This window comes from Chryseobacterium sp. AC417, from assembly GCF_979258215.1.
In genome coordinates this window covers 1,337,977-1,358,727 of sequence record NZ_OZ409845.1, presented here as the reverse complement: position 1 = coordinate 1,358,727, position 20,751 = coordinate 1,337,977, and the positions used below count along the sequence as shown (strand labels likewise).

The window sequence follows — 20,751 nt, the reverse complement described above, 5'->3', positions numbered from 1 at the left end:
TATTTACTTTTTACCTTCTCTTCTCTGAGCATCCAAAACTGCAACTGTTGCCAAGTTTACAATCTCATCTACGCTTGATCTCATTTGTAAAACGTGAACAGGCTGTTTCAGTCCCATCAAAATCGGTCCGATTACCTGCGCCACCTTCATTCCTCGGATGATTTTGTAAGATAAATTGGCAGATTCAAGATTCGGGAAGATGAATGTATTTGCCGGAGTCGTTCCTAATTTTGAGAACGGGTAATCACTTAAATGATCTGCATTCATCGCAAAATCAGGCTGAATTTCTCCATCCACAATCATTTTCGGAAATTTCTCATGAAGGATGCTTACTGCTTTTGCAACCTTTTTTGAAGTATCAGATATGGCTGAAAAGTTTTCAAAGCCTAGCATCGCAATTCTTGGTTCGATCGCAAAAGATTTCACCGTATGTTCTGCCATTTTAGCAATATTCACCAGATCTTCAGCAGAAGGATTTTGATTAATCGAAGTATCTGCGAAGAAAATCGGTTTCTTTTCAGACAAGATCATCATCATTGCAGCAACTTTCTCAACACCTTTTTCTTTTTCAATCACCTCTAAAACAGGTCTTAAAGTAGAAACATAATTTTTAGAAAAACCTACGATCAATCCGTCTGTATCTCCATGTTTCAGCATCAATGGTCCAAAGTAATCTCTCTGGCGAACGTATCTTTTTGCTTTGTACTCATTCATTCCTTTTCTCTGACGAAGTTTCCAAAGTGTTTCTCGGTATTTTTTTCTGTTTTCTTTCTGGTCGTCGTCACTCGGATCGATAATCGGAACATCAAGCGTAATTCCGAAACGAAGCATTTGTTCTTTGACGTATTTTTTATCTCCTAAAAGACTTGGGTAAGCAATTCCTTCTTCATAAAGAATTTGTGCCGCTTTCAGAACATTGTATTCTTCAGCATTGCCCAAAGTGATTCTCTTAGGATTTGCTTTGGCCCGGTTCTGCATCATTCTCACCAACTTCTCATCTCTTCCCATTCTGTCAAGAAGCTGAGTTTCGTATTCGTCGAAATCTGCAATGGTCTTTCTTGCAATTCCGCTGTCGATGGCAGCTTTTGCCACTGCGCTTGAAACTTTGGTGATCAACCTGTTATCAAATGGTTTCGGAATAAAATATTCTCTTCCAAATTGTAAGTTCTGAACATTATAAGCCAAAATCACCGCTTCCGGAACCGGTTCTTTCGCCAGATTAGCAATTGCGTGAACGGCTGCCAATTTCATTTCTTCATTAATACCTTTTGCCTGAACATCCAGCGCACCACGGAAAATATACGGAAAACCCAGAACATTGTTTACCTGGTTAGGATAATCACTTCTTCCGGTTGCCATGATGACATCTTTTCTTGTCGCCATTGCCAGATCGTAAGCAATCTCAGGATCAGGATTTGCCAATGCAAAAACGATCGGGTTTTCTGCCATGCTGCTCAACATTTCGGGTGTCATCACGTTTCCTTTAGACAAACCAATGAAAACGTCTGAGCCTTTGCAGGCATCTTCTAAAGTTTCAAGATCTGTATGAGCAACAAAATCTATTTTTTCAGGGGTAAGATTTTCTCTTTTATGATTAATCACGCCTTTGCTGTCGCACATCAAAACATTTTCTCTTTTTAAACCTAAAGAAATATAGAGATTGGTACACGCAACTGCCGCCGCTCCTGCTCCGTTTACCACCATTTTTACTTCTTCGATGTTTTTGTTGGCAATCTGAAGTGAGTTGATTAACGCAGCTGCAGAAATAATCGCTGTTCCGTGCTGATCATCATGCATCAAAGGAATATCCAATTCCTCTTTTAATCTTTGTTCGATATAAAAAGCTTCCGGAGCTTTGATATCTTCAAGGTTGATACCTCCAAAAGTCGGGGCAATACCTTTTACAATCTGAATAAATTTATCGGGATCTTTTTCGTCAATTTCAATATCAAAAACATTGATATCTGCAAAGATTTTAAACAAAAGACCTTTCCCTTCCATTACCGGTTTTGAAGCTTCTGCTCCAATGTCTCCCAAACCAAGAACTGCCGTTCCGTTTGAGATTACGGCAACCAGATTTCCTTTTCCAGTATAATCATAAACTGTTTCAGGATGATGATGAATTTCCATACAAGGCACTGCAACTCCCGGAGAATATGCCAATGACAAATCTCTCTGCGAAGAGTGCGGTTTAGAAGGAATGACTTCAATTTTTCCTTTCGGTTCAGCTTTATGATAATCTAGCGCGGCCTGATTGAAATTTTTTTCGTCGCGTTGAGTTTTATTCGACATAGAATTTTCTGTTTATTTTAAAGTATATATTTAATATGGTAGTTGACCAAGCTATCGATCGGTTTTTGTACAACATGTCCCACATTGAGGTGAAGTTCTGAAGCTACAGAACGGAGAATATCTTCGTAGTAATATGCAATAGATCCGATAAAATTGATCTCAGATTCTTTTGATTCTTCATAAGGAAGAACCTGATATTCAAAGAAATTTTTCATCTCTTCGGAAACCATTTGAACAAAATAAGGATGATTTTTTCTCTCGACTACAAATTTATTGAAATCTGCCAGGAAAGCATTGGGTCTTGAGCCATGATACATATTTTTCAATGCAACATCAATGGTTAAATGGTAGGTGTTTTCAAACTCTTCATGAAGGTCTTGCGGAAGTTTCTGCATAAAAAATCTGCGTACCAATTGCTTTCCAATAGCACTTCCACTTCCTTCGTCACCGATTAAAATACCCAATGAGGGAAGTTTTATTTTTAAATTTTCTCCGTCGAAATAACATGAATTGGAACCTGTTCCCAAAATACAAACGATGGCAGGTTTTCCGTTGTACGCCGCAAAAGCAGCTGCAGCCAAATCTTCTCTTACTGTAATTCTGGCATTAAAAAATACCTTTCCAACTTCTTGTTCTATCGTTTCGCAGTTTTGCTTAACGCCACAACCTGAACCATAGAAATAAATCTTGGTAATTGAATTTTTTACTGATATTAAGCTTGTATTTTTTTCAATTTCCGGAATGATAAGTTCTCTGCTGATAAAATTGGGATTAAAACCAATGGTTTCTGTTTTTAAGAAAACATTTTTAAATTCATCTAAAATTATCCAATCTGATTTTGTAGAACCACTATCAACAATAGCAATCATAATTCTTATTTTAAGAGTGCTAAATTATGAATTAATCTTCAAATAGTCTTTAAAACACAGATGCAAACCCACTAAAATGATTTAGTTCAGCTTTTGATTTCGCTTTTATTTTGATTAAATTTTACGAGCCAGTCTTCTATTTCTTCTTCAAGATAAGATGTCTGCATCACCATAGCGTTAATAAAGTCATCAGGAATTGGTTCTCCCTCTTTATTTTCAAGATTCCAAAGTTCATTAGACATATTTTCGTATTCCGAATAAACTCTTTTAAAACGAATGTTTTCTTTTTCCAAAGCTTCAATATTTTGTTGCTGAAGCTGAAATTTCCTGTATTTGTTTTGAGATTTCATAAAAATATCTGATTGTTATTATTGTGTAAAACTTGAGCTAACGGTCTCAATCACTTGGTACAAGATAGAAAAACCATCAACAGAAAAAGTTGAAAATGAATTTAGTATCAGGTAAATTTTGTTTCGTTCTGAAAATTAAATTTAGAAATTATTTTCTTTCGAAAAAAAAAATTAACAACTTTTTTCACTGTTTAACATATAGTTATAAATTTGTGCATTATTAAATCTAATGAGAGAATTACTTCTACGCCAGAAACAGGTCTTACTTTTTATCATTGCGGGCGGATTGAGTGCAATTGTAGAGATCGGCAGTTTCAAAATCTTCAGTACCTATCTGCCACAGATATTCTCTCAGGAGCAGAATTTCCATGGAGTACATTTCCCTTTAAGTAATATCTTATCTACCAGTTGTGGGATTTTGGTCAATTATTTTCTCAGCATCTGGTTTGTATTTGAAAGAGGAAAACATTCTAAAAACAGAGAGTTTGTCTATTTCATGGGCGTTTCTTTTTTTTCTACTCTGGTAAGTTTATTTTTCTTCCAGATATCTTACAGCTTTATATTTAAAGATAATATTGATTTAATTTTTTATACCTTGAGTCCGGAAATGATCAGTAAAATCTCAGCGATTCTTTTGGTTTCCATTCTTAACTATTCGGTGAAGAAAAAAGTAATTTTTAACGGTTGATTTGTGGTAAAGATTTTAAATTATCTCTGGAGGTTTTGGCTTGTCGTTTTGGCATTTTTGCTTACAATTATATTAGGTTTACCTGTTTATCTGTTTTCTCTTAACAAGAAAACCTACAAATATGCCTACATTTTTATCAGAATATGGTGCTATGGAGTTTTCTACGGGATGGGAATGAGATATCAACTCATCAACCTTACAGATAAAAAAATCGATAAAAACACACAATATGTTGTGATCTCAAATCACACCTCGATTATGGATATTATGCTGCCATGTATTTTATTTCCCAATCATCCGCTTTGTTATGTAGGAAAAATTGAATTGTTGAAAATTCCAATTTTCGGAACTATTTATAAAAGAATATGTGTGATGGTAGACCGCAGCAGCCCGAGAAGCCGCGCCGATGTTTACAGAAGATGCGCAGAAAAAATGGAGGAAGGCAACAGCATTGTTATTTTCCCCGAAGGTGGTGTTCCCGATGACACTTCTGTAATTCTTGATCAGTTCAAAGACGGAGCATTCACATTATCCTCGAAACATCAGTCTCCAATTGCCGTGTTTACTTTCATAGGTTTAAAAGAAATGTTTCCGTTTGATCATTCCAAAGGTTTCCCCGGAAAAGTAAAAGTTTACTTCAACGACATTCTAGAATCAACAGACTCTCCGAAAGATTTAAAATTGTCTTCATTTGAGACAATAAAAAAAACATTAACAAAACACAGTTAATCAAAGAAAAAAATTATATTTGTTGTTCAGATATTATTAAATAACAAATATGTCAAACTATTCTAAACAAACTAACTGGGGACAATTTATCCCTTTGGTAACTGTATTTTTTTTCTGGGGATTTGTTGCTGCAAGTAACGATATTTTAATCCCTGTTTTCAAGGAGGCTTTCGATCTATCCCAAACCGAAAGTATGCTGGTACAAATATGCTTCTACGTTGCTTATACAGTAGGATCTTTAATTTATATGGCAGTTTCGAAAGGTATAAAACAGGATTTAGTCAATAAAATAGGGTATAAAAACGGACTGATCGCAGGTCTTTTAATCTCCGCTTCAGGTACACTACTATTCTATCCTGCTGCTAATATGGCATCATTTCCATTAATGATTTCCGGTTTGTTTATCGTAGGTTTAGGATTTTCTCTGCAACAAATTGTTGCCAATCCTTTAGCGATCGAAGTGGGACCATCAGAAACAGGCTCTCAAAGACTGACGATGGCGGGAGGAATTAATAATTTAGGAACAACCATCGGACCTCTTATTGTCTCCTTTGCTATTTTTGGTTCTGCAACTGCAGCTAGCGATGAAATAAGCATTGAAAGCGTAAAAATTCCTTATCTGATTTTAGGAGCAGCATTTGTCTTGGTTGCTATTATGCTAAAATTTTCTTCACTTCCTGCTATTACGCCAACTATTCTTGAAGACATTAAAGAGGAAACTGCAGGATCACATAAAAAATCTGCCCTTCAATTTCCACAACTTGTTTTAGGAATGATTGCAATATTCGTCTATGTAGGTGTGGAAGTTTCTACAGCGAGTAATCTTCCTGCATATATGGAAAAAGATTTAGGATTTTCAACCAAAGAGGTTGCCCCATACATTTCATTATATTGGGCATCAATGATGATCGGACGTTGGACCGGAGCGGTAGATGCTTTTGACATCAAAGCCGGATTCAAAAAAATATTGAGATTTTTGGCTCCTTATTTAGCATTTGCAGTTTTCTTATTAGTTAACGCTATTGCCAATCATGATTTGAGTCCGTTTTATGTATATGGATTAATAATTATTGCGATGATTATTTGCGATGTCCTGAGTAAAGGAAACCCTGCAAGAATGCTTCTTATTTTCTCAACAGCGGGTATTGCGGCACTCATTATAGGAATGCTCACATCAGGAATGACCTCTGTATACGCCTTTACAAGCGTTGGTCTATTTTGTTCTACACTTTGGCCATGTATCTTCGCTTTGGCAATCAATGGTCTTGGTAAACACACCAACCAAGGTTCTGGTCTTTTGATTATGATGATTATGGGTGGTGGAATTGTCAGTCTTCTTCAAGGTTATGTTGCAGATTTAACGAATATTCACTTCAGTTATATCGTTGGTGTTATCTGCTTTGCTTATTTGGCATTTTATGCCATCCGTGTAAGTGGAATTTTAAAATCTCAAGGAATTGATTTGGATAAAATCTCTAAAGGAAGTGGTCATTAATACAACAAAAACATATCATAAAAAGAGATTTTGGGCAACTATTTTAGTTGTCCAAATTCTTTTGTTCTACCTATTTTCAAAGCTGAAAATTATAATTTCTGCATTTGAAGTTTTCTATGAATTACAGAAGAAAATACATCAGTTATTATTTTCGTGGATTCCGGTTTCAGTCGGAGATGTTTTGTATATCCTGTTAGGAATTTCACTTTTCTATTTTTTGATAGAATGCCTGAAGAAAAAAACCACAAATCCATCTCTTGTAAAAATATTTATTCTTATCAATATTTTTTATTTTATCTACCAGATTTTTTGGGGAATGCTTTATTTTCAAAAACCAATCATAGCAAAACTTACTGAGACGGAAATCACATTAGAAAAAAAGAAAAAATTAGCTTTAAAGTATCTTGAAAAATGCAGGCAGACCAGAATATTACTCAAGGAAGACCAACAAGGAGTTTTTATTGTTTCGGACATTAAAAAGATACAATCAGAAATCATCAATCAGCAAAAAAAACTTCCATTATCTATTTCAGATAAAAAATCAACTGAAATCAATTCTTTTAAGCCAAGCATATTTAAAAATGTCATGAGCTTTTCGGGTATTTTGGGATACTACAATCCATTCACAGCAGAAGCACAATATAATTCTGAATTACCATCCTCTTACCTACCTTTTACATTAGCCCATGAAAGTTCTCACCAACTTGGCTTTGCCCGAGAGCAGGAGGCCAATTTTATAGGATATTTAATTGGGATACATTCTTCAAATACGGAACTTAGATACAGCACAGAATATTTTACTTTAAAAAGCCTTCTAAACTCGATTGTTTACGAAGATGAAAAGTTTGTCGAAAATATGCTTAAAAATTATTCTGAAGGAATGAAAAGAGACAGATTATATGAAAAGAAATTTGTTTTGGAACATCAAGGCTGGCTCAACGATTTTTTCGGATTTACAAACAATATGTTTCTCAAAAGCAATCAGCAGGAAGGCGCTGTTACCTATTCTTACTTCATTGATCTCTTAATTCGATACGAAAATTAGGGAAAAAAAAAGAACCGTATCAGATGATACGATTCTAAAAACACAAATGATGAAAAAAAATTTATTACCTTGACTTGTTCCCTCATTCAAGGCACTGTAAAAGTACAACAATATTTCTTATTTCAAAACGATCTACCATCTTTTTAATTAATTTTAAGAAAAATTTATGATTTATAAGTTTAACAGTTCATTTACCCCTTTTAACATATTTACTATATAACAATATTTCATATTATATTTTAACAATAATAAAACAATAATAAAACATTGTTATTAAGTTAATAAAAATTATAAGATATTTTTAAACTAAATTCTTAAGAGAATATTAATGATTTGAATGAAAAAAAAGTGCTAATATGTTTATTTTCTAACTAATTATTGATATCAGTAATCATTTCGAGACAATATATTTAACCTAAATCAAAATCAACATTGCTTACGTTTATTTTTTTGTGTAAAATTTGAAAAAAATGAAACAGCAACTATAAAAACAACTGATGAATCTGATGCTGCATTAAAAAAAGATTTAGAATCTTTTGAAGCTTATGTTGGAAAACTGAAAATTCTAGTAACTCAATATCAATTTGATGCTTTAGTTTCTCATACATACAATACCGGAGGATCTTCTACATTGTTTGATTTGATTAATAAAAAATCACCAAAGGATGTTATTAAAGATTGGTTTGAAAACAGATACATTACTGCGCGAGGTGTAAACTTCGAGGATTAGTGAGACGTAGAAAGGCAGAAGCAAATTTATATTTTTTGTAGAATATTAAAATAATAATCCACACTCTATGGTGTGGATTATTATTTTAATTTTTCCCTATAATTAATATCACTAAATGTTGTTCCATTATTTATACCTAAAGGAACTTCTCTAATAGGTTGGTTTTTCATTAAATAGTGGATTATATTTATATTATTTGCTGGCTTTAAATTAGTTTCAAGATATACTACTTGCGATGCAATATCATAAGTTTCAATTACATCTAAATCAGCAGTTAAATATAGATATTTGTCAGTAAGAACTCCATATTTTTTTATATCGGAAATTATTCTTTCATGAGAAAATTTTCTCTCACCCATCCCTAAAATATTGGATTCAAATTGATTGCGTAATTTGTTGTTTTCATTTTGTAATTGATCTATCAGTAATTTGTTAGAGTATTCAAATTCGGTTTTACTATCATACTTATTTTGCTTTCTAACTAAATTCAAAACTTCTTCTAAAATATCTCTCTCACTTCTTTTCGGTGTTGAAATAACGGTAGTTGAATTTTTAAGAATTCCTTGAACGTTCTTTTCTAATATTGGATAGAAGGTTTCAAACATTTCTGTAAGGAGCGGTAGTTCTACAATATTTGATCCCATAGATTTATTTATTGAAGTTATTAATTTGAACATATCTTCTTTGTCAAAATGTGTAAGCTGCAATATTGAAAGAGGACCTTTTACTTCAGACTTATCAATTCCAAAAACAATAGGACATACTTTGGAATTATCCAAACTATAAGACAAAGCTCCTGCTTCAAATAGTATCCAAGGTTTTTCAGAGTTTTCATTTGTGAGGCAAATTATTCCAGCAATACATTCACTCAGTTTATGATTTAGCTCTGCCTGCCACTTTGTGCCTTTATCTATATCATCTGGACTATAGAATGGTTTTGCAGATTGAATAATCTTTGGAATGAACTTTTTTATTTCTTGTGCGATTTGTTTGCTTATATCACCAGACCAGCTAATAAAAATATTCATGATTTTAATTTTAACGAATATAGAAATATTTATTAACTTTACTTAACCGGTTTATTTCAACCGTTTAGAATTCTCATTGGGCTTTCAGTTTTGGAAGTCTAATTTTATTTTAACACGTCAAGTTTTGTCGCATTATCAATTCAAATTTGAAAAATATTTAAATTTACTTTATGAATAGATATCAAAAATTGGAAAATGAACATCAAACATCTTACAGAATTTCTGATGAGTTACGTTTCAGCTATGAAAGATGATAACAAGGAGGAAACAGAAAGATTAATGGTAGAAATCACACCAATTTTTGACATATTGCATAGTGATTCAGAAGAGGATAAAAAAGAAGAAATTAAACTTTGACTTCTTCCCGGATTACAGCTTTAAGTTTCATGTTACAAATTTTTATTACACATAGTTTTCAAATATACAAGTTCAAACAAAGTTTTTATTGACACCTCTAAAATCCCTCCAGATCTTTATTTTAAAAAAATGTTAAATTAAACATTCACCTTGCAATGAATTAAAAAATAATTGTATACTTGCACCAATATAAAAAACCAACAATTACAAAATTATCTAGGTATAAAGGGACTTACCATCCAAAATCAAAACATGTGAAATCCCATTAAAAAGAAATAAAAAATAGTATGGGCGAGTATAATCTGAAAATCGAAAGAGTAGGATAAAAAATTACAAAACAACAACTAAACAAAATATTTCAATATTATGAAAAATTTATTAAATTCTATTTTTGCTACCTTATCAATGTTATTAGTATTAAATTCTTGTCAGGATGACAATGATGCAGTACAACAAAAAGAAACTCAGACTTCAGCTACTAACAATGTTGCTAAAACATTTGCGACACCAGAGGAATTTGTTAATTCCGTTGCTATAATAGGGCAAGGTGGTTATGAAGATCCTTCTAATCCGGAAAACACTTTTCTTTTAATGGAAATCAAAGATTTTAGTGGAAATATTCAACTAAATGAAGCATACCAAATAAAAGGAATAGAGTATAATGACAACGGAAAATTCAACGATAAAGTTGCTAACGATGGGATTTATACATCTGTTAAAAGTTACAAGGTTATAAACAAAGAAGTGGTAATGAATACCATTATCGTTAATAAAAGCGAATTCTTTAATTACGAAACTGCACTTTCCAAATACCTATCTGATACAAATGCTAAAAGATTAATTAAACTTGGTTGTAAAGTAAGAAACATTAAATGTCCACAAACATCATGGTACAATACATGTATTTGGGGTAGTTCATGTACTTGCGTTGACTTCTATGATTGTGAATTATCAGTAGAAATCGAATTCTAAAGTTTAATATGAATTTTAGTCTCAAAAGATTAATAATAATATTTGTGGCAATTATTGCCACAAATATTTTATTTAAAGAAATCAATACAAAATTTTTTGACGACAATTTGATAATAAAAATTGTCTCTAAGTTGTTACTAGTAATAGTTACCGCTATACTTTTATTTAAACACGACTTATTCACAAAATTTAAATACACTAAAAGATATATTTTCTTTACAGTTATTTCATTTACGTTAATATTATCATCCTATCTTTTTATTAGAGATGAGATATTGACTAGTCGATTAAATATTGATGATTACTCCCACTCTGTATTTTTATTTTCCTGTTTCGCTGTAGCCCTATTTGAAGAATTATTTTTTAGAATATTTATGTTCCTATTTATTCTAAAAATTTTCGAAAATGATAAACGAAAATTATTAAAATCAATTGTTTTGACATCTGTCTTTTTTGGGGTAGCTCATTATTCAAATTTTTTAAATCCTGAGTATTATCCACTTTCAGTTATTAATCAATCATTATTTGCAATTGCCATAGGCATTCTATTACAAAGCATATATATCCGATTTAACAGTTTAATATTTATTGTAACTATACATACTTTAATAAATTATTTCGGAAGCTACAGATCAAAACTTTTAGTAATAAATAATAATTTAAACAGTGATTACGAACCAGGTGAATTTTCAACAACCCTTTTATCAATTGCTATATTTTTACTTATCGTAATTGTTGCCAGCTATTTTCTTGTTCGCGGAAACAATGTTTACACAATTTCAGAAGAAAAATCAGGAAATATAAAGAAATAAGAGACTAAAAATTTACTTTAAAAATCTTGAATAGTCATCTGCAAGTTCTGCATCAATATCTCGCAAATATGCTTTCAAAGCTTCCAACGTTGTATGTCCTGTTATTTTCATTAAAAGGTCATAAGTCTCAAGCTCCGTTTTTTCTTTACGTATTTCTCTAAAAAGCTTTGTAATAAACGTATGTCTGAAAGAATACATAGTGTATTCATCTCCTAAACCCAACTCATCTTTAAATATTTTAAATTTTTTAGAAAAGAAGTTTCTTTTATTTGTTTCCGTTGTTTCAATTCCTTTTTCGTTTGTCACAAAAATGTATTCTGCATCTGGCTGTTTTTTAATCAACCTTAATTGTTCAGCAAAAAAGCTCGGGATCAATTTTACCTTAAGTTCTTTATTTTTTGCCTTCACCTCCAGATAAGCAGGATTTTCATTTAACTTCAGATCGTTCCATTTCAGTCGCACCACTTCAACTGGTCTAAGAATATTATAACATACGAAATTTAAAAACAAAGACAGCTGAGGATCATTAACCTGTATTTTTTCAAGCAAAAGGTTTAGAAGCTCATCAGATATATGTTTTGTTTTTTTTAGGCTTCGCTTTGACGTTTTTGACGCTCGTAATGAAATTTTCTGAAATCATTTCGTTATCCTTAAGCACATTAAAAATTGATGATAAAACACTTTTGTGATTATTGTATGATTTAGCGGATCCTGCGACCATCAGTTCGTTAAAATATTCAAAGATGTATTTCTTCGGAAAATCATTTACATCAATGACATCGTACCCCTTTTTTGCTAAAAAATCCTGAAGTTTTTTAACTCTGGAACTGTAATCAACTTTTGCGGAATCTGATAAGTTGACCTTTTTCAATTCAAACGCCCAATCCAAAGCACTTTTAATTGTGTAACTATCTTTTTGGTCTGTAGCAGGATATGGTGAGAATCCTTTTTTAAGCAAATCAGTTAGATTTTTCTGTATAATTTTAAGCCTGGTAAGTCTTTCTTTTACTGTTGTAAAATCACGATTTACATTCATATATACGGCAGGCTGCCTGGTCATTTCACCGGTTAACGGATTCCTGTAAGAATAGTACACATACCATCGCTTAGAAAGGTCAAAATTCTTTCCACCGTGGTATATTTTGGGTAAAAGGTACTGTCTTTCAGTCATCCCATTATAGTATTCAAAATAGTATTCGGTCTTCAAAACCTCTGTTATTGATAACATAAAAAATCGATGTATCTAATTGATACACCGACATTTATTCTTGTAGCGAAGACGGGAATTGAACCCGTGACCTCAGGGTTATGAATCCTGCGCTCTAACCAACTGAGCTACCTCGCCTTTTTGGTGGTGCAAATATATAAAATATTTAACATTCACCAAAATTATTTTATACTTAAATCTGTCAAAACATCGCCAACATGTTCCGGCTTACTGATAATCTTATTGTTAGCATCTAAAATAAAATAACTAGGCGTAGCATGTACGTTATAGGTATCTGCATACGAACTGTTCCAGCCTCTTAGTTCTGAATCATTGATCCATGGAAATGCTGCGATTTTATTGGTATAAGCTTCTTTCTCGCTGTCTAATGAAAGAGCAATTACCTGAATGTTCTGCGCTTTCAACTGAGCATATTTTTCTAAAAGTTTTGGCAATTCACTTTCACAGTGAGAACACGTTGAAGACCAGAAAACAATCACTTTTTTGTCAGCTTTAACATCTGCAATAGATTTCGCTGTAGTATTCACAGGGGACTGAAACTTGTAATTTGGAAATACTGCTCCTATTTCAACGTTTGCATTAGATTTTAACGTTGATGCTAATCTGTCTGTAATTGTACATTTTAGATTTTTTGCTAATGACAAATATTTAGTTTTAAAATCTTTCATTTCGTAGACATCAAAAATGTCAATAAGCTCAGATAAAACAGTTTGCCCGCGTGGTGTTTCCACTTTTAACCGATCTAATAATTTGTCTACCGATTGACTTACATTTGTATTTCCACCGTTATTAAGGTAGGCCACTAAAATTGGTCTTACTAACGATGAAGACTCAAGCATGTCATTGGATTTATCAAAGAAATCAATAACTTCATCCTGAGACACTTTTTTAGCGGGATCATTTGAAAGAAATTTATTGTAGTTTGAATTATAAAAGGAAATAAATGGATGTTTTGTAACATCCTCACCGCTTGTCCCCGACAGGTTTGCAATTTCTGTTGATAATGCTTTCCCAAAGTCTGTATTATCCTTGTAATATTCTTTAATTTGAGCTAATGCAGGAAGGATCAATTCTTTTTTCTGGGAAGATTCTTGAATAGAATTCATCATCTTATTAGCTTCATCTAGATAAGTCACAGTTTTTAATTTATTATTTGCTGTTTCTAATTTGATATTGACGTTTTTATTCTCGGAAATAAAACTTACCGTGTTATTGGTATTGGGAAAATAAAGTTTCATCATTCCAAAATAGCTTTTTGGATATTTAAATGTCCAAGAATTATTTTTGTTCTGTTCTTTTGTAACAATATTATCTTTAGATCCATTAAGGGTATATAATATAACATCAGTTTCACTAAAATCTGCTGTGGACTGAACATTTATTGAAAATTGTGCATGCATTGAGAGCGTACATATCAATCCTGATAATATTACTATTTTTTTCATAATGTAAAAATAAAAAAACTCCCTGACTAATCAGAGAGTTTCAAATATTTTAAGAATTTTTTATATTTTTTGAATCTTAAATTTTTTTGCAAAATAGACAATCATTGAAATTGCTATAATTGCCAGTACATAGACATACATATCGATTGGTGATGCCTGCTGACCCGGAGTGGTACCTCCTACGCCTCCGCCAGGGTTTGGTGGCTGTGCGTTAGTAAATAAAACTGCAAAAAAAAGAAAAGCAGTTATTACTTTATTAAAATTTTTCATATTTGTGTTTATTTTAAGATTTTAGCATTAACGGTTTCACCGTTATCAGCAACAATTTTTACAACATAAGAATTTTTGATTGAATTATCCAGTTCTATAACAAAATCCTGAGAAGTATTAACACCTGTTTTAGAGATAACTACTTTACCACTCATGTCATATACCTGAATATCTGCTTTTTTCCAGTTAGGATCAAACCTTACAATGTAGTTGGTGATTTGAGGGTTGTACACCACCATTGTTCTGGAAGGTTTAACTGAATTATTTGTTCCTAATACAGCACTATTTGGTTCACCGTAATACAAATCAAATTCTGCATTTGCCACCGGTATCACAGCTCCCTGAACTGCCGCCTGTGCAGTTCCGTTTGGTGCTTTGTAATAAAATCCGATTCCTGTAGATAATTGATGAGTTCCGTTTGAAACTAATTCTGCATTTTCTCTGATCTCAAACTTATAAGATTTAATTTTATTAAGATCGTAATTTACCAGTTTCACGTTTTTCCCGGTGAAGTTAGCTTCATTAGCCTCATTAATATATAACCAATATGAACTTGTATAATTATTGTCATACCCGCCAGTCAAAGCTTCTTCGAAAGTTCCTAAGACACTTCCCTGAGCAGAACCTACCTGAGTATAAGAATCATTAGAATGACCAGTAGTTCCACCAGGATATACTACATAATAAGTTCTTCCTACTTCATTTCCGTTAACATCAAGACCAATCACACCCAGCTGTTTTACAGTGCTTGTATTTTTAGAAGCATTTTTACTTGCTGCGATGCTATAATCTGTTGCATCTGCTCTGCTGTAATAATTGAATCTTCTCAGATTTGCAAAATTAAGAACCTGGTTAGCTGCTGTATTATCTTTAAGCTTTAGTACAAATGTACCCATAGGTCTTACTACCATATAATCAATATCTCCTGTAGGTACTGATGGAGTACCACCTCCTGTGGCAAAAGATACAAACTTATATGAAGTAGAGCCACCACCACCAAGATTGGCATTGGTGTACTGAACCCCGCTTACCTCAAATCTGATTGCCTGAAGATTGCTTAAATTGATCCCATCACCTGTAGTTGCAGCTTCGTTGTAGGCAATTCTTCTTAAATCAAGATTCGTTAAATATGGGTTTGAGAATTGATATATATTTTTTCCGTAATTACCCTGCCATACTAAACCACCTGCCGCCAAATGGAAAGCATCCTGTAAATATGACCAGTATTTTTCATTATATTGGTTTAAGTTACCTCCACCGGTACCAAAACTCACACCTAATCCGGCATTTGCTAAGGTTACTGATGCCCCAATATCAGAGTAAGGGCGTCCTTTTAATGTTCTTGTTAAAGTATTGGCATTAAGTCCTGTACCTCCTACCGCATAGTAAGAGTGAAACTGGGAATCAATTCCAGTTCTGTAGGTAAGATTGGTAAAATGGTTGAAAACAACAGTTGCGTTATTCCATTGCAGGATATCATTTTTTGATCCTCTTACACCGGTAAATGTTTTACCCAGCTCAGCATTAAGTGTTGATAATGTCTTGCTGTAAAATGGCAAACCCATTTGTTGGTAATCTCCCTGATTGACCTGTCTGTATTCCTGATCAACAATACCTGTAATATTTGTCTGGGGAATGCCGGTAATGTACAATTGTCCGAATGTGAAAGTTGGAGTAGCTGCAGATGAGTTTGTATTTACAGTAGCAAATGCAGTGGGCTCATTAAGGCTATTTACAAAATTTCCGCCTCCGTTCGCTTCAGTTTTATCAGCGTTTGCTCCGTCTATTGTTTTGAAAACATCTGTTGCAGAACCTGCAACCATAACATTCCCGTGATTTTCAATATTTCCGGAACTTTTGACTTGGAGACCACCACCATTGTATACGAGGGTACCTTTGCTTACATACATTTTAGCTGTATCATCTACATGAAGTAGAATCTGTGCATTAATAGAGACAGCTAAGGATAAAAGTCCTATTGTTAATAAATTTTTTTTCATTGTATATTACTTTTGTGTTAATATAATATTCAATTGCAAATATATAATTTTTTTTTAAAAAAACATCAAAATCATTTATTAATCAAAACATTATCACTTGTTAACGTTATTTCGTCATCCTCCCCTATTGAGAACATATAGTCTTCTAAAACTTTTTCAGTAGTTCCTCTAAGCCCTCTAGCACCCAAACCTTTTTCCATGGTTTCATCCACAATTTTCTCGATAGAACCCTCTGTAAAGACCAATTTTGTACCGTCCATTTTAAAGAGTTCAACAAACTGATTGGTGATAGAATTTTTGGGCTCGGTCATGATTCTTATCATGGTTTCTTTCGTCAGTTTTTCCAGATAAGTGATGATCGGGAATCTTCCTAAAAGTTCCGGAATCAACCCAAACGAACGAAGATCTATTGCATTAAGATGAGTCAATACATCATCATCGTCACCTACTTTATTGATTTTTTCTGAACTAAAACCAATCGCCTGCTTATTCATTCTTCTCTCAATGATCTCTTTAATACCATCAAAAGCACCACCTGCAATAAACAGTATATTCTGTGTATTTACCTGAATATACTTCTGATCAGGATGCTTTCTTCCTCCTTGTGGCGGAACGTTCACAATACTGCCCTCAAGTAATTTCAACAAACCTTGCTGAACACCTTCTCCGGAAACATCTCTGGTAATACTCGGGTTATCAGATTTTCTTGCTATTTTATCAATTTCATCTATAAATACGATTCCTTTTTCTGCTTTTTCAACATCGTAATCTGCTACCATCAGAAGTCTCGACAAGATGCTTTCTACATCTTCACCTACATAACCTGCTTCAGTTAAAATTGTAGCATCTACAATGCAGAAAGGAACATTCAGCTCTTTTGCAATTGTTTTAGCCAATAAAGTTTTACCTGTTCCCGTTTCACCGATCATGATGATATTGGATTTCTCAAGTTCTACTTCTCTGTTTTCATCTTTTGCGTGCAATAATCTTTTATAATGATTATATACAGCAATTGACAGTTGTTTTTTTGCCTGATCCTGTCCGATTACGTACAGATCAAGGAATTCTTTTATCTGCTTTGGCTTTTTTAATTCTTCTATGCTTTCTGCCGGGGAATATCCCGCTGGAGAAACACTTTCTTTCACGATAGAATGTGCCTGTTCGATGCAGTTTTCGCAAATAAATCCGTTTTGTCCTGAGACTAACATTTGCACTTCATTTCTTTTCTTGCCACAGAAAGAACATTGGTTTGAATTCATTTTGATATAAATATGATTAAAGAAAATCGTAAAAAATTTCTTTTTTACGACTATCTGTTTTGTTAAGAATTGATAATTAAATTTTGAATTTCTGTATATTCTTCTACAGATAATTTAAGCCGCTCATTTTTAAAATTCATGTCCTCTACTTTCTGCAAAGGTATCAGATGAATATGAGCATGTGGAACCTCAAGCCCCACCACAGCAACGCCTACTCTAACGCAGGGAACTGCATTTTTTACTTTTTTTGCCACTTCCTGAGCAAAACCCCAGAGGTTTTTAAAATCTTCACTTTCCAGATCAAAAATCAAGTCAACTTCTTTTTTCGGGACAACCAGCGTATGCCCTTTTACCAAAGGCATTGCATCAAGGAATGCTATAAAATCATCGGTTTCCGCAATTGTATAAGCAGGAATATCTCCGTTGATGATTTTGGTGAAAATTGAACTCATTCTTATTAGAAATTAGATGTTAGAATTTAGATATTAGTTATAAAGTAATTTCCAATACTTCAAAAGAAAGTTTATTTCCGTTTGGTAAAACAATTTCTGCTGTTTCGCCGATAACTTTCCCCAGTAAACCTTTCGCAATGGGTGTATTTACTGATATCTTACCTGTTTTCAGATCACTTTCATTATCCGGAACCAATTTGAAAATCTGTTCTTTTTTGGTATCATTATTCATCAATCTCACCGTTGTTAAGATTGAAACTTTTGAAGTATCAAGCTGAGTTTCATCAATTACTTTAGAAGTCGTCACAATATCTTTAAGTTTAGAAATTCTCATTTCCAACATTCCCTGAGCTTCTTTGGCCGCATCGTATTCTGCATTTTCAGACAAATCTCCTTTATCTCTTGCTTCTGCTATTTGCTGAGTAATTTTAGGTCTCTCTATCTTTTCCAGTTGCTCAAGCTCGGTTTTCATTTTTTCTAATCCTTCCTTAGTTACATAGCTTGCCATAATCTTTAAATTTTGTTTTAGTATAAAAAAATTATCCGACATTTGTCGGACAATGTTTTAGCGTGTTAATCGTTATTGTTTTACAAATATATAAAAATTTATATTCTAATGAAAAAAACTTTCTCAATCATATCATTTTTCATCTTATTGACTTTCAGTTTATTAAATGTAAACTCATGCGGAAGCCGTGAAGATACGGTAAGCTGTTTTCCCGACTCACCGATAAACGTAAATTTAAACTTAAATCTTGCCAGTTACAACAACCTCAACTTCGTAGGACAGCCAATTTACGTAGATGAGCAGCAATCCGGAACACGCGGACTTATAGTCGTAAGAACTTCAGATTCACCGGCATCTTTTAAAGTATATGACAGAAATGCACCTCATCTTTGTCCGGATGAAGATACCACTTTAGAAATCAAAGATAATATCAGTATTGTCTGCCCGAAAGATAACGCTACGTGGATTTTAATTACAGGTCAGCCAACAGCCATTTCTTCAGTTCCGCCGAAAACTTATTTTTGGAATTACGATCCTGCAACAAAGAATCTTAATCTTTATAATTAAATGAAAGCTGTCATACAAAGAGTTTCTGAAGCGAATGTAAAAGTTGACGGCAAAACTGTGGGTGAAATTGGGAAAGGACTCATGCTTTTGATCGGTATTGATGAGCAAGATGAAAAAACCGATGCCGACTGGCTCATCCAAAAAATTTTAAATCTCAGGATCTTCGGCGACGAAAATGAAAAACTGAATCTTTCCGTAATAGATATTTCGGGAGAAATCCTTTGCATTAGCCAGTTTACACTGATCGCAGATTACAAAAAGGGCAATCGACCATCATTCATCAAAGCAGCAAAACCTAATCAGGCGACTCCATTATTTGATTATTTTAAAGAAGAAATAAAAAAATCTGGTCTTAGAACCGAAAGTGGAATTTTTGGCGCAGATATGAAAGTTTCACTCATCAATGACGGACCTGTTACGATCGTAATGGATTCTATTACTAAAATCTGATATTCTCCTTTTTTTCCACCAAAAACAACATTAAAAAACACAATAATTCACCATCATATATTAATTTTATATCACTAATCAATGATTAGTTACAAAAAGTAACTTTAGGAATTACCCATTACAAAGGGCTTTTAACGTATTATCCTTTAAAATTATCAACTTTTTATTGCAAGTATTATAATTATTTAATTAAATTTAAGAACGAAAAAAAATTAAACAATTATGAAAAAAAATTATTTTAAGCTTATCTTCATTCTATGGGGATATAGTATTAGTGGACAAGTTGGTCTTAATACGGAAACACCAAGAGCAACATTAGATGTAGAAGGCAGACCAGAAATTACAATTCCTGACGGAATTATACCCCCTCGACTCACAGGAAATTTATTGGAAGCAAAGGAAGCTGCTTATGGCCCCGATCAACATGGAGCTATTGTATTTGTGACAGAACCTGTAACGACTGCGGGACCAAAAACCATCGCCGTCACAACCAGAGGAATTTTTGTGTATGATGCAAATGCAAACAATGGTAGTGGATTTGGCCTTTGGAATGGGTTACAAATGGGAGGCAACTCTCCTTCAACAGGAACCGGTGACGGAGCTTATGCCGCAAGACTGAGAGGTACATTATCACTTCTTAATCTTGGGAGCAATCTTCTTGGGAGCAATATACAAACAATACCTTTACCGACAGCAACCAGCCTGCCTAATGCTAATCTAGACATCTCTTCAACACAGATAACAACTACAGAGACTGATTCGTACTACACGATTCCTTCAACAGGTATTTATCAAATCAATTACAGCTACCGTACCGGTCAAGGTCTTCGATTAGAACTTCTGGGAGCAAACCGCCCTGGACTGATTATTACAAAGACAGCATCGGGTGCAGCTGCAACAACTGCAACAACGGTTGATTACAGATATTTTGGCGGTATAAATTTAGTAGCATTATCAGGAGTTCCAATTTTGGGGGGATTAACACTTGCAAATCTTGCATTAACCGAAGGACAAATCAGCCATATCCACCAATTTACTGCAGGAGACAGGGTGAGATTTGGTGTTGTTACAGGTGGTTTAGCGGCAGGCGTTTTAAGCGATTCTTCTGCTGAATTATCAATTTATAAGATCAGATAATAAAGAAAAATATAAAAGAAAATGCTTTCTCAGAATAGTGAGAAAGCATTTTTTGTATTTTAGATAAG

The 20,751-nt window shown here is 33.3% G+C and carries 23 protein-coding genes and 1 tRNA gene; 11 read left to right on the top strand and 13 right to left on the bottom strand.

Annotated features, from left to right (window positions below; genetic code table 11):
• Positions 1-3: 3 nt before the first annotated feature.
• From ACZZ9T_RS06635 to ACZZ9T_RS06625, 3 genes are all read right to left on the bottom strand, one after another.
• A complete protein-coding gene (locus ACZZ9T_RS06635; protein WP_463441410.1) occupies positions 4-2,292 on the bottom strand; it encodes an NADP-dependent malic enzyme in 2,289 nt (762 codons plus the stop codon).
• A 17-nt stretch (positions 2,293-2,309) separates the two neighbouring features.
• The gene (locus ACZZ9T_RS06630; RefSeq protein ID WP_463441409.1) at positions 2,310-3,161 is read right to left on the bottom strand and encodes an ATPase; all 852 of its coding nucleotides are present in this window, start codon (positions 3,159-3,161) and stop codon (positions 2,310-2,312) included.
• Between the two features lie 86 nt (positions 3,162-3,247).
• Positions 3,248-3,511 (bottom strand): hypothetical protein, encoded by a 264-nt coding sequence (locus ACZZ9T_RS06625; protein WP_463430598.1) that lies wholly within the window; start codon positions 3,509-3,511, stop codon positions 3,248-3,250.
• A gap of 229 nt (positions 3,512-3,740) precedes the next feature.
• Here ACZZ9T_RS06625 and ACZZ9T_RS06620 point away from each other — a divergent pair, with 229 nt between their 5' ends.
• The 5 genes from ACZZ9T_RS06620 (at position 3,741) to ACZZ9T_RS06600 (ending at position 8,198) form a co-directional block, all read left to right on the top strand.
• The gene (locus ACZZ9T_RS06620) at positions 3,741-4,199 is read left to right on the top strand and encodes a GtrA family protein (protein WP_463441408.1); all 459 of its coding nucleotides are present in this window, start codon (positions 3,741-3,743) and stop codon (positions 4,197-4,199) included.
• Positions 4,200-4,202: 3 nt separating this feature from the next.
• Positions 4,203-4,928, top strand: coding sequence for a lysophospholipid acyltransferase family protein (locus ACZZ9T_RS06615; protein ID WP_463441407.1), 726 nt, complete (start codon positions 4,203-4,205; stop codon positions 4,926-4,928).
• Positions 4,929-4,977: 49 nt separating this feature from the next.
• Positions 4,978-6,423: an MFS transporter gene (locus ACZZ9T_RS06610; protein ID WP_463441406.1), complete on the top strand. Its 1,446-nt coding sequence runs from the start codon at positions 4,978-4,980 to the stop codon at positions 6,421-6,423.
• A complete protein-coding gene (locus ACZZ9T_RS06605; protein ID WP_463441405.1) occupies positions 6,386-7,468 on the top strand; it encodes a DUF3810 domain-containing protein in 1,083 nt (360 codons plus the stop codon). Before ACZZ9T_RS06610 ends, ACZZ9T_RS06605 begins: the two co-directional genes overlap by 38 nt.
• Before the next feature lie 406 nt (positions 7,469-7,874).
• Positions 7,875-8,198 (top strand): glycoside hydrolase family protein, encoded by a 324-nt coding sequence (locus tag ACZZ9T_RS06600; RefSeq protein ID WP_463442986.1) that lies wholly within the window; start codon positions 7,875-7,877, stop codon positions 8,196-8,198.
• Positions 8,199-8,278: 80 nt separating this feature from the next.
• Here the strand turns inward: ACZZ9T_RS06600 and ACZZ9T_RS06595 are convergent, their stop codons facing one another.
• Positions 8,279-9,226, bottom strand: a complete 948-nt coding sequence (locus ACZZ9T_RS06595) for a hypothetical protein (RefSeq protein ID WP_463441404.1) — start codon at positions 9,224-9,226, stop codon at positions 8,279-8,281.
• 195 nt (positions 9,227-9,421) lie between these two features.
• Between ACZZ9T_RS06595 and ACZZ9T_RS06590 the strand changes: the two genes are divergently transcribed.
• From ACZZ9T_RS06590 to ACZZ9T_RS06580, 3 genes are all read left to right on the top strand, one after another.
• A complete protein-coding gene (locus tag ACZZ9T_RS06590; protein ID WP_463441403.1) occupies positions 9,422-9,583 on the top strand; it encodes a hypothetical protein in 162 nt (53 codons plus the stop codon).
• Between the two features lie 366 nt (positions 9,584-9,949).
• A complete protein-coding gene (locus tag ACZZ9T_RS06585; RefSeq protein WP_463441402.1) occupies positions 9,950-10,555 on the top strand; it encodes a hypothetical protein in 606 nt (201 codons plus the stop codon).
• A gap of 8 nt (positions 10,556-10,563) precedes the next feature.
• Entirely contained in the window at positions 10,564-11,367 is an 804-nt protein-coding gene (locus ACZZ9T_RS06580) for a CPBP family intramembrane glutamic endopeptidase (protein ID WP_463441401.1), read from the top strand.
• 12 nt (positions 11,368-11,379) lie between these two features.
• Here the strand turns inward: ACZZ9T_RS06580 and ACZZ9T_RS06575 are convergent, their stop codons facing one another.
• The 9 genes from ACZZ9T_RS06575 to greA form a co-directional block, all read right to left on the bottom strand.
• Positions 11,380-11,916: a tyrosine-type recombinase/integrase gene (locus ACZZ9T_RS06575; protein ID WP_463441400.1), complete on the bottom strand. Its 537-nt coding sequence runs from the start codon at positions 11,914-11,916 to the stop codon at positions 11,380-11,382.
• Positions 11,917-11,932: 16 nt separating this feature from the next.
• Complete coding sequence (locus ACZZ9T_RS06570; RefSeq protein ID WP_463441399.1) at positions 11,933-12,595, bottom strand: hypothetical protein; 663 nt, start codon at positions 12,593-12,595, stop codon at positions 11,933-11,935.
• A gap of 43 nt (positions 12,596-12,638) precedes the next feature.
• Positions 12,639-12,712: transfer RNA gene (locus ACZZ9T_RS06565), tRNA-Met, on the bottom strand.
• Positions 12,713-12,756: 44 nt separating this feature from the next.
• Positions 12,757-14,040: a TlpA family protein disulfide reductase gene (locus ACZZ9T_RS06560; RefSeq protein WP_463441398.1), complete on the bottom strand. Its 1,284-nt coding sequence runs from the start codon at positions 14,038-14,040 to the stop codon at positions 12,757-12,759.
• 60 nt (positions 14,041-14,100) lie between these two features.
• Positions 14,101-14,310, bottom strand: a complete 210-nt coding sequence (locus ACZZ9T_RS06555) for a signal peptidase (RefSeq protein WP_463430574.1) — start codon at positions 14,308-14,310, stop codon at positions 14,101-14,103.
• Positions 14,311-14,318: 8 nt separating this feature from the next.
• Positions 14,319-16,310, bottom strand: coding sequence for a T9SS type A sorting domain-containing protein (locus ACZZ9T_RS06550; protein ID WP_463441397.1), 1,992 nt, complete (start codon positions 16,308-16,310; stop codon positions 14,319-14,321).
• A 71-nt stretch (positions 16,311-16,381) separates the two neighbouring features.
• Positions 16,382-17,569, bottom strand: a complete 1,188-nt coding sequence (clpX, locus tag ACZZ9T_RS06545; protein WP_463430570.1) for an ATP-dependent Clp protease ATP-binding subunit ClpX — start codon at positions 17,567-17,569, stop codon at positions 16,382-16,384.
• A gap of 62 nt (positions 17,570-17,631) precedes the next feature.
• Positions 17,632-18,021, bottom strand: a complete 390-nt coding sequence (locus ACZZ9T_RS06540) for an HIT family protein (RefSeq protein ID WP_463441396.1) — start codon at positions 18,019-18,021, stop codon at positions 17,632-17,634.
• A gap of 37 nt (positions 18,022-18,058) precedes the next feature.
• Positions 18,059-18,529: a transcription elongation factor GreA gene (greA, locus tag ACZZ9T_RS06535; protein ID WP_463430566.1), complete on the bottom strand. Its 471-nt coding sequence runs from the start codon at positions 18,527-18,529 to the stop codon at positions 18,059-18,061.
• A gap of 108 nt (positions 18,530-18,637) precedes the next feature.
• Here greA and ACZZ9T_RS06530 point away from each other — a divergent pair, with 108 nt between their 5' ends.
• From ACZZ9T_RS06530 to ACZZ9T_RS06520, 3 genes are all read left to right on the top strand, one after another.
• Positions 18,638-19,096: a hypothetical protein gene (locus tag ACZZ9T_RS06530; RefSeq protein ID WP_463441395.1), complete on the top strand. Its 459-nt coding sequence runs from the start codon at positions 18,638-18,640 to the stop codon at positions 19,094-19,096.
• Positions 19,097-19,546: a D-aminoacyl-tRNA deacylase gene (dtd, locus tag ACZZ9T_RS06525; RefSeq protein WP_463441394.1), complete on the top strand. Its 450-nt coding sequence runs from the start codon at positions 19,097-19,099 to the stop codon at positions 19,544-19,546.
• Positions 19,547-19,768: 222 nt separating this feature from the next.
• Positions 19,769-20,683: a hypothetical protein gene (locus ACZZ9T_RS06520; RefSeq protein WP_463441393.1), complete on the top strand. Its 915-nt coding sequence runs from the start codon at positions 19,769-19,771 to the stop codon at positions 20,681-20,683.
• The last annotated feature ends 68 nt before the right edge of the window (positions 20,684-20,751 follow it).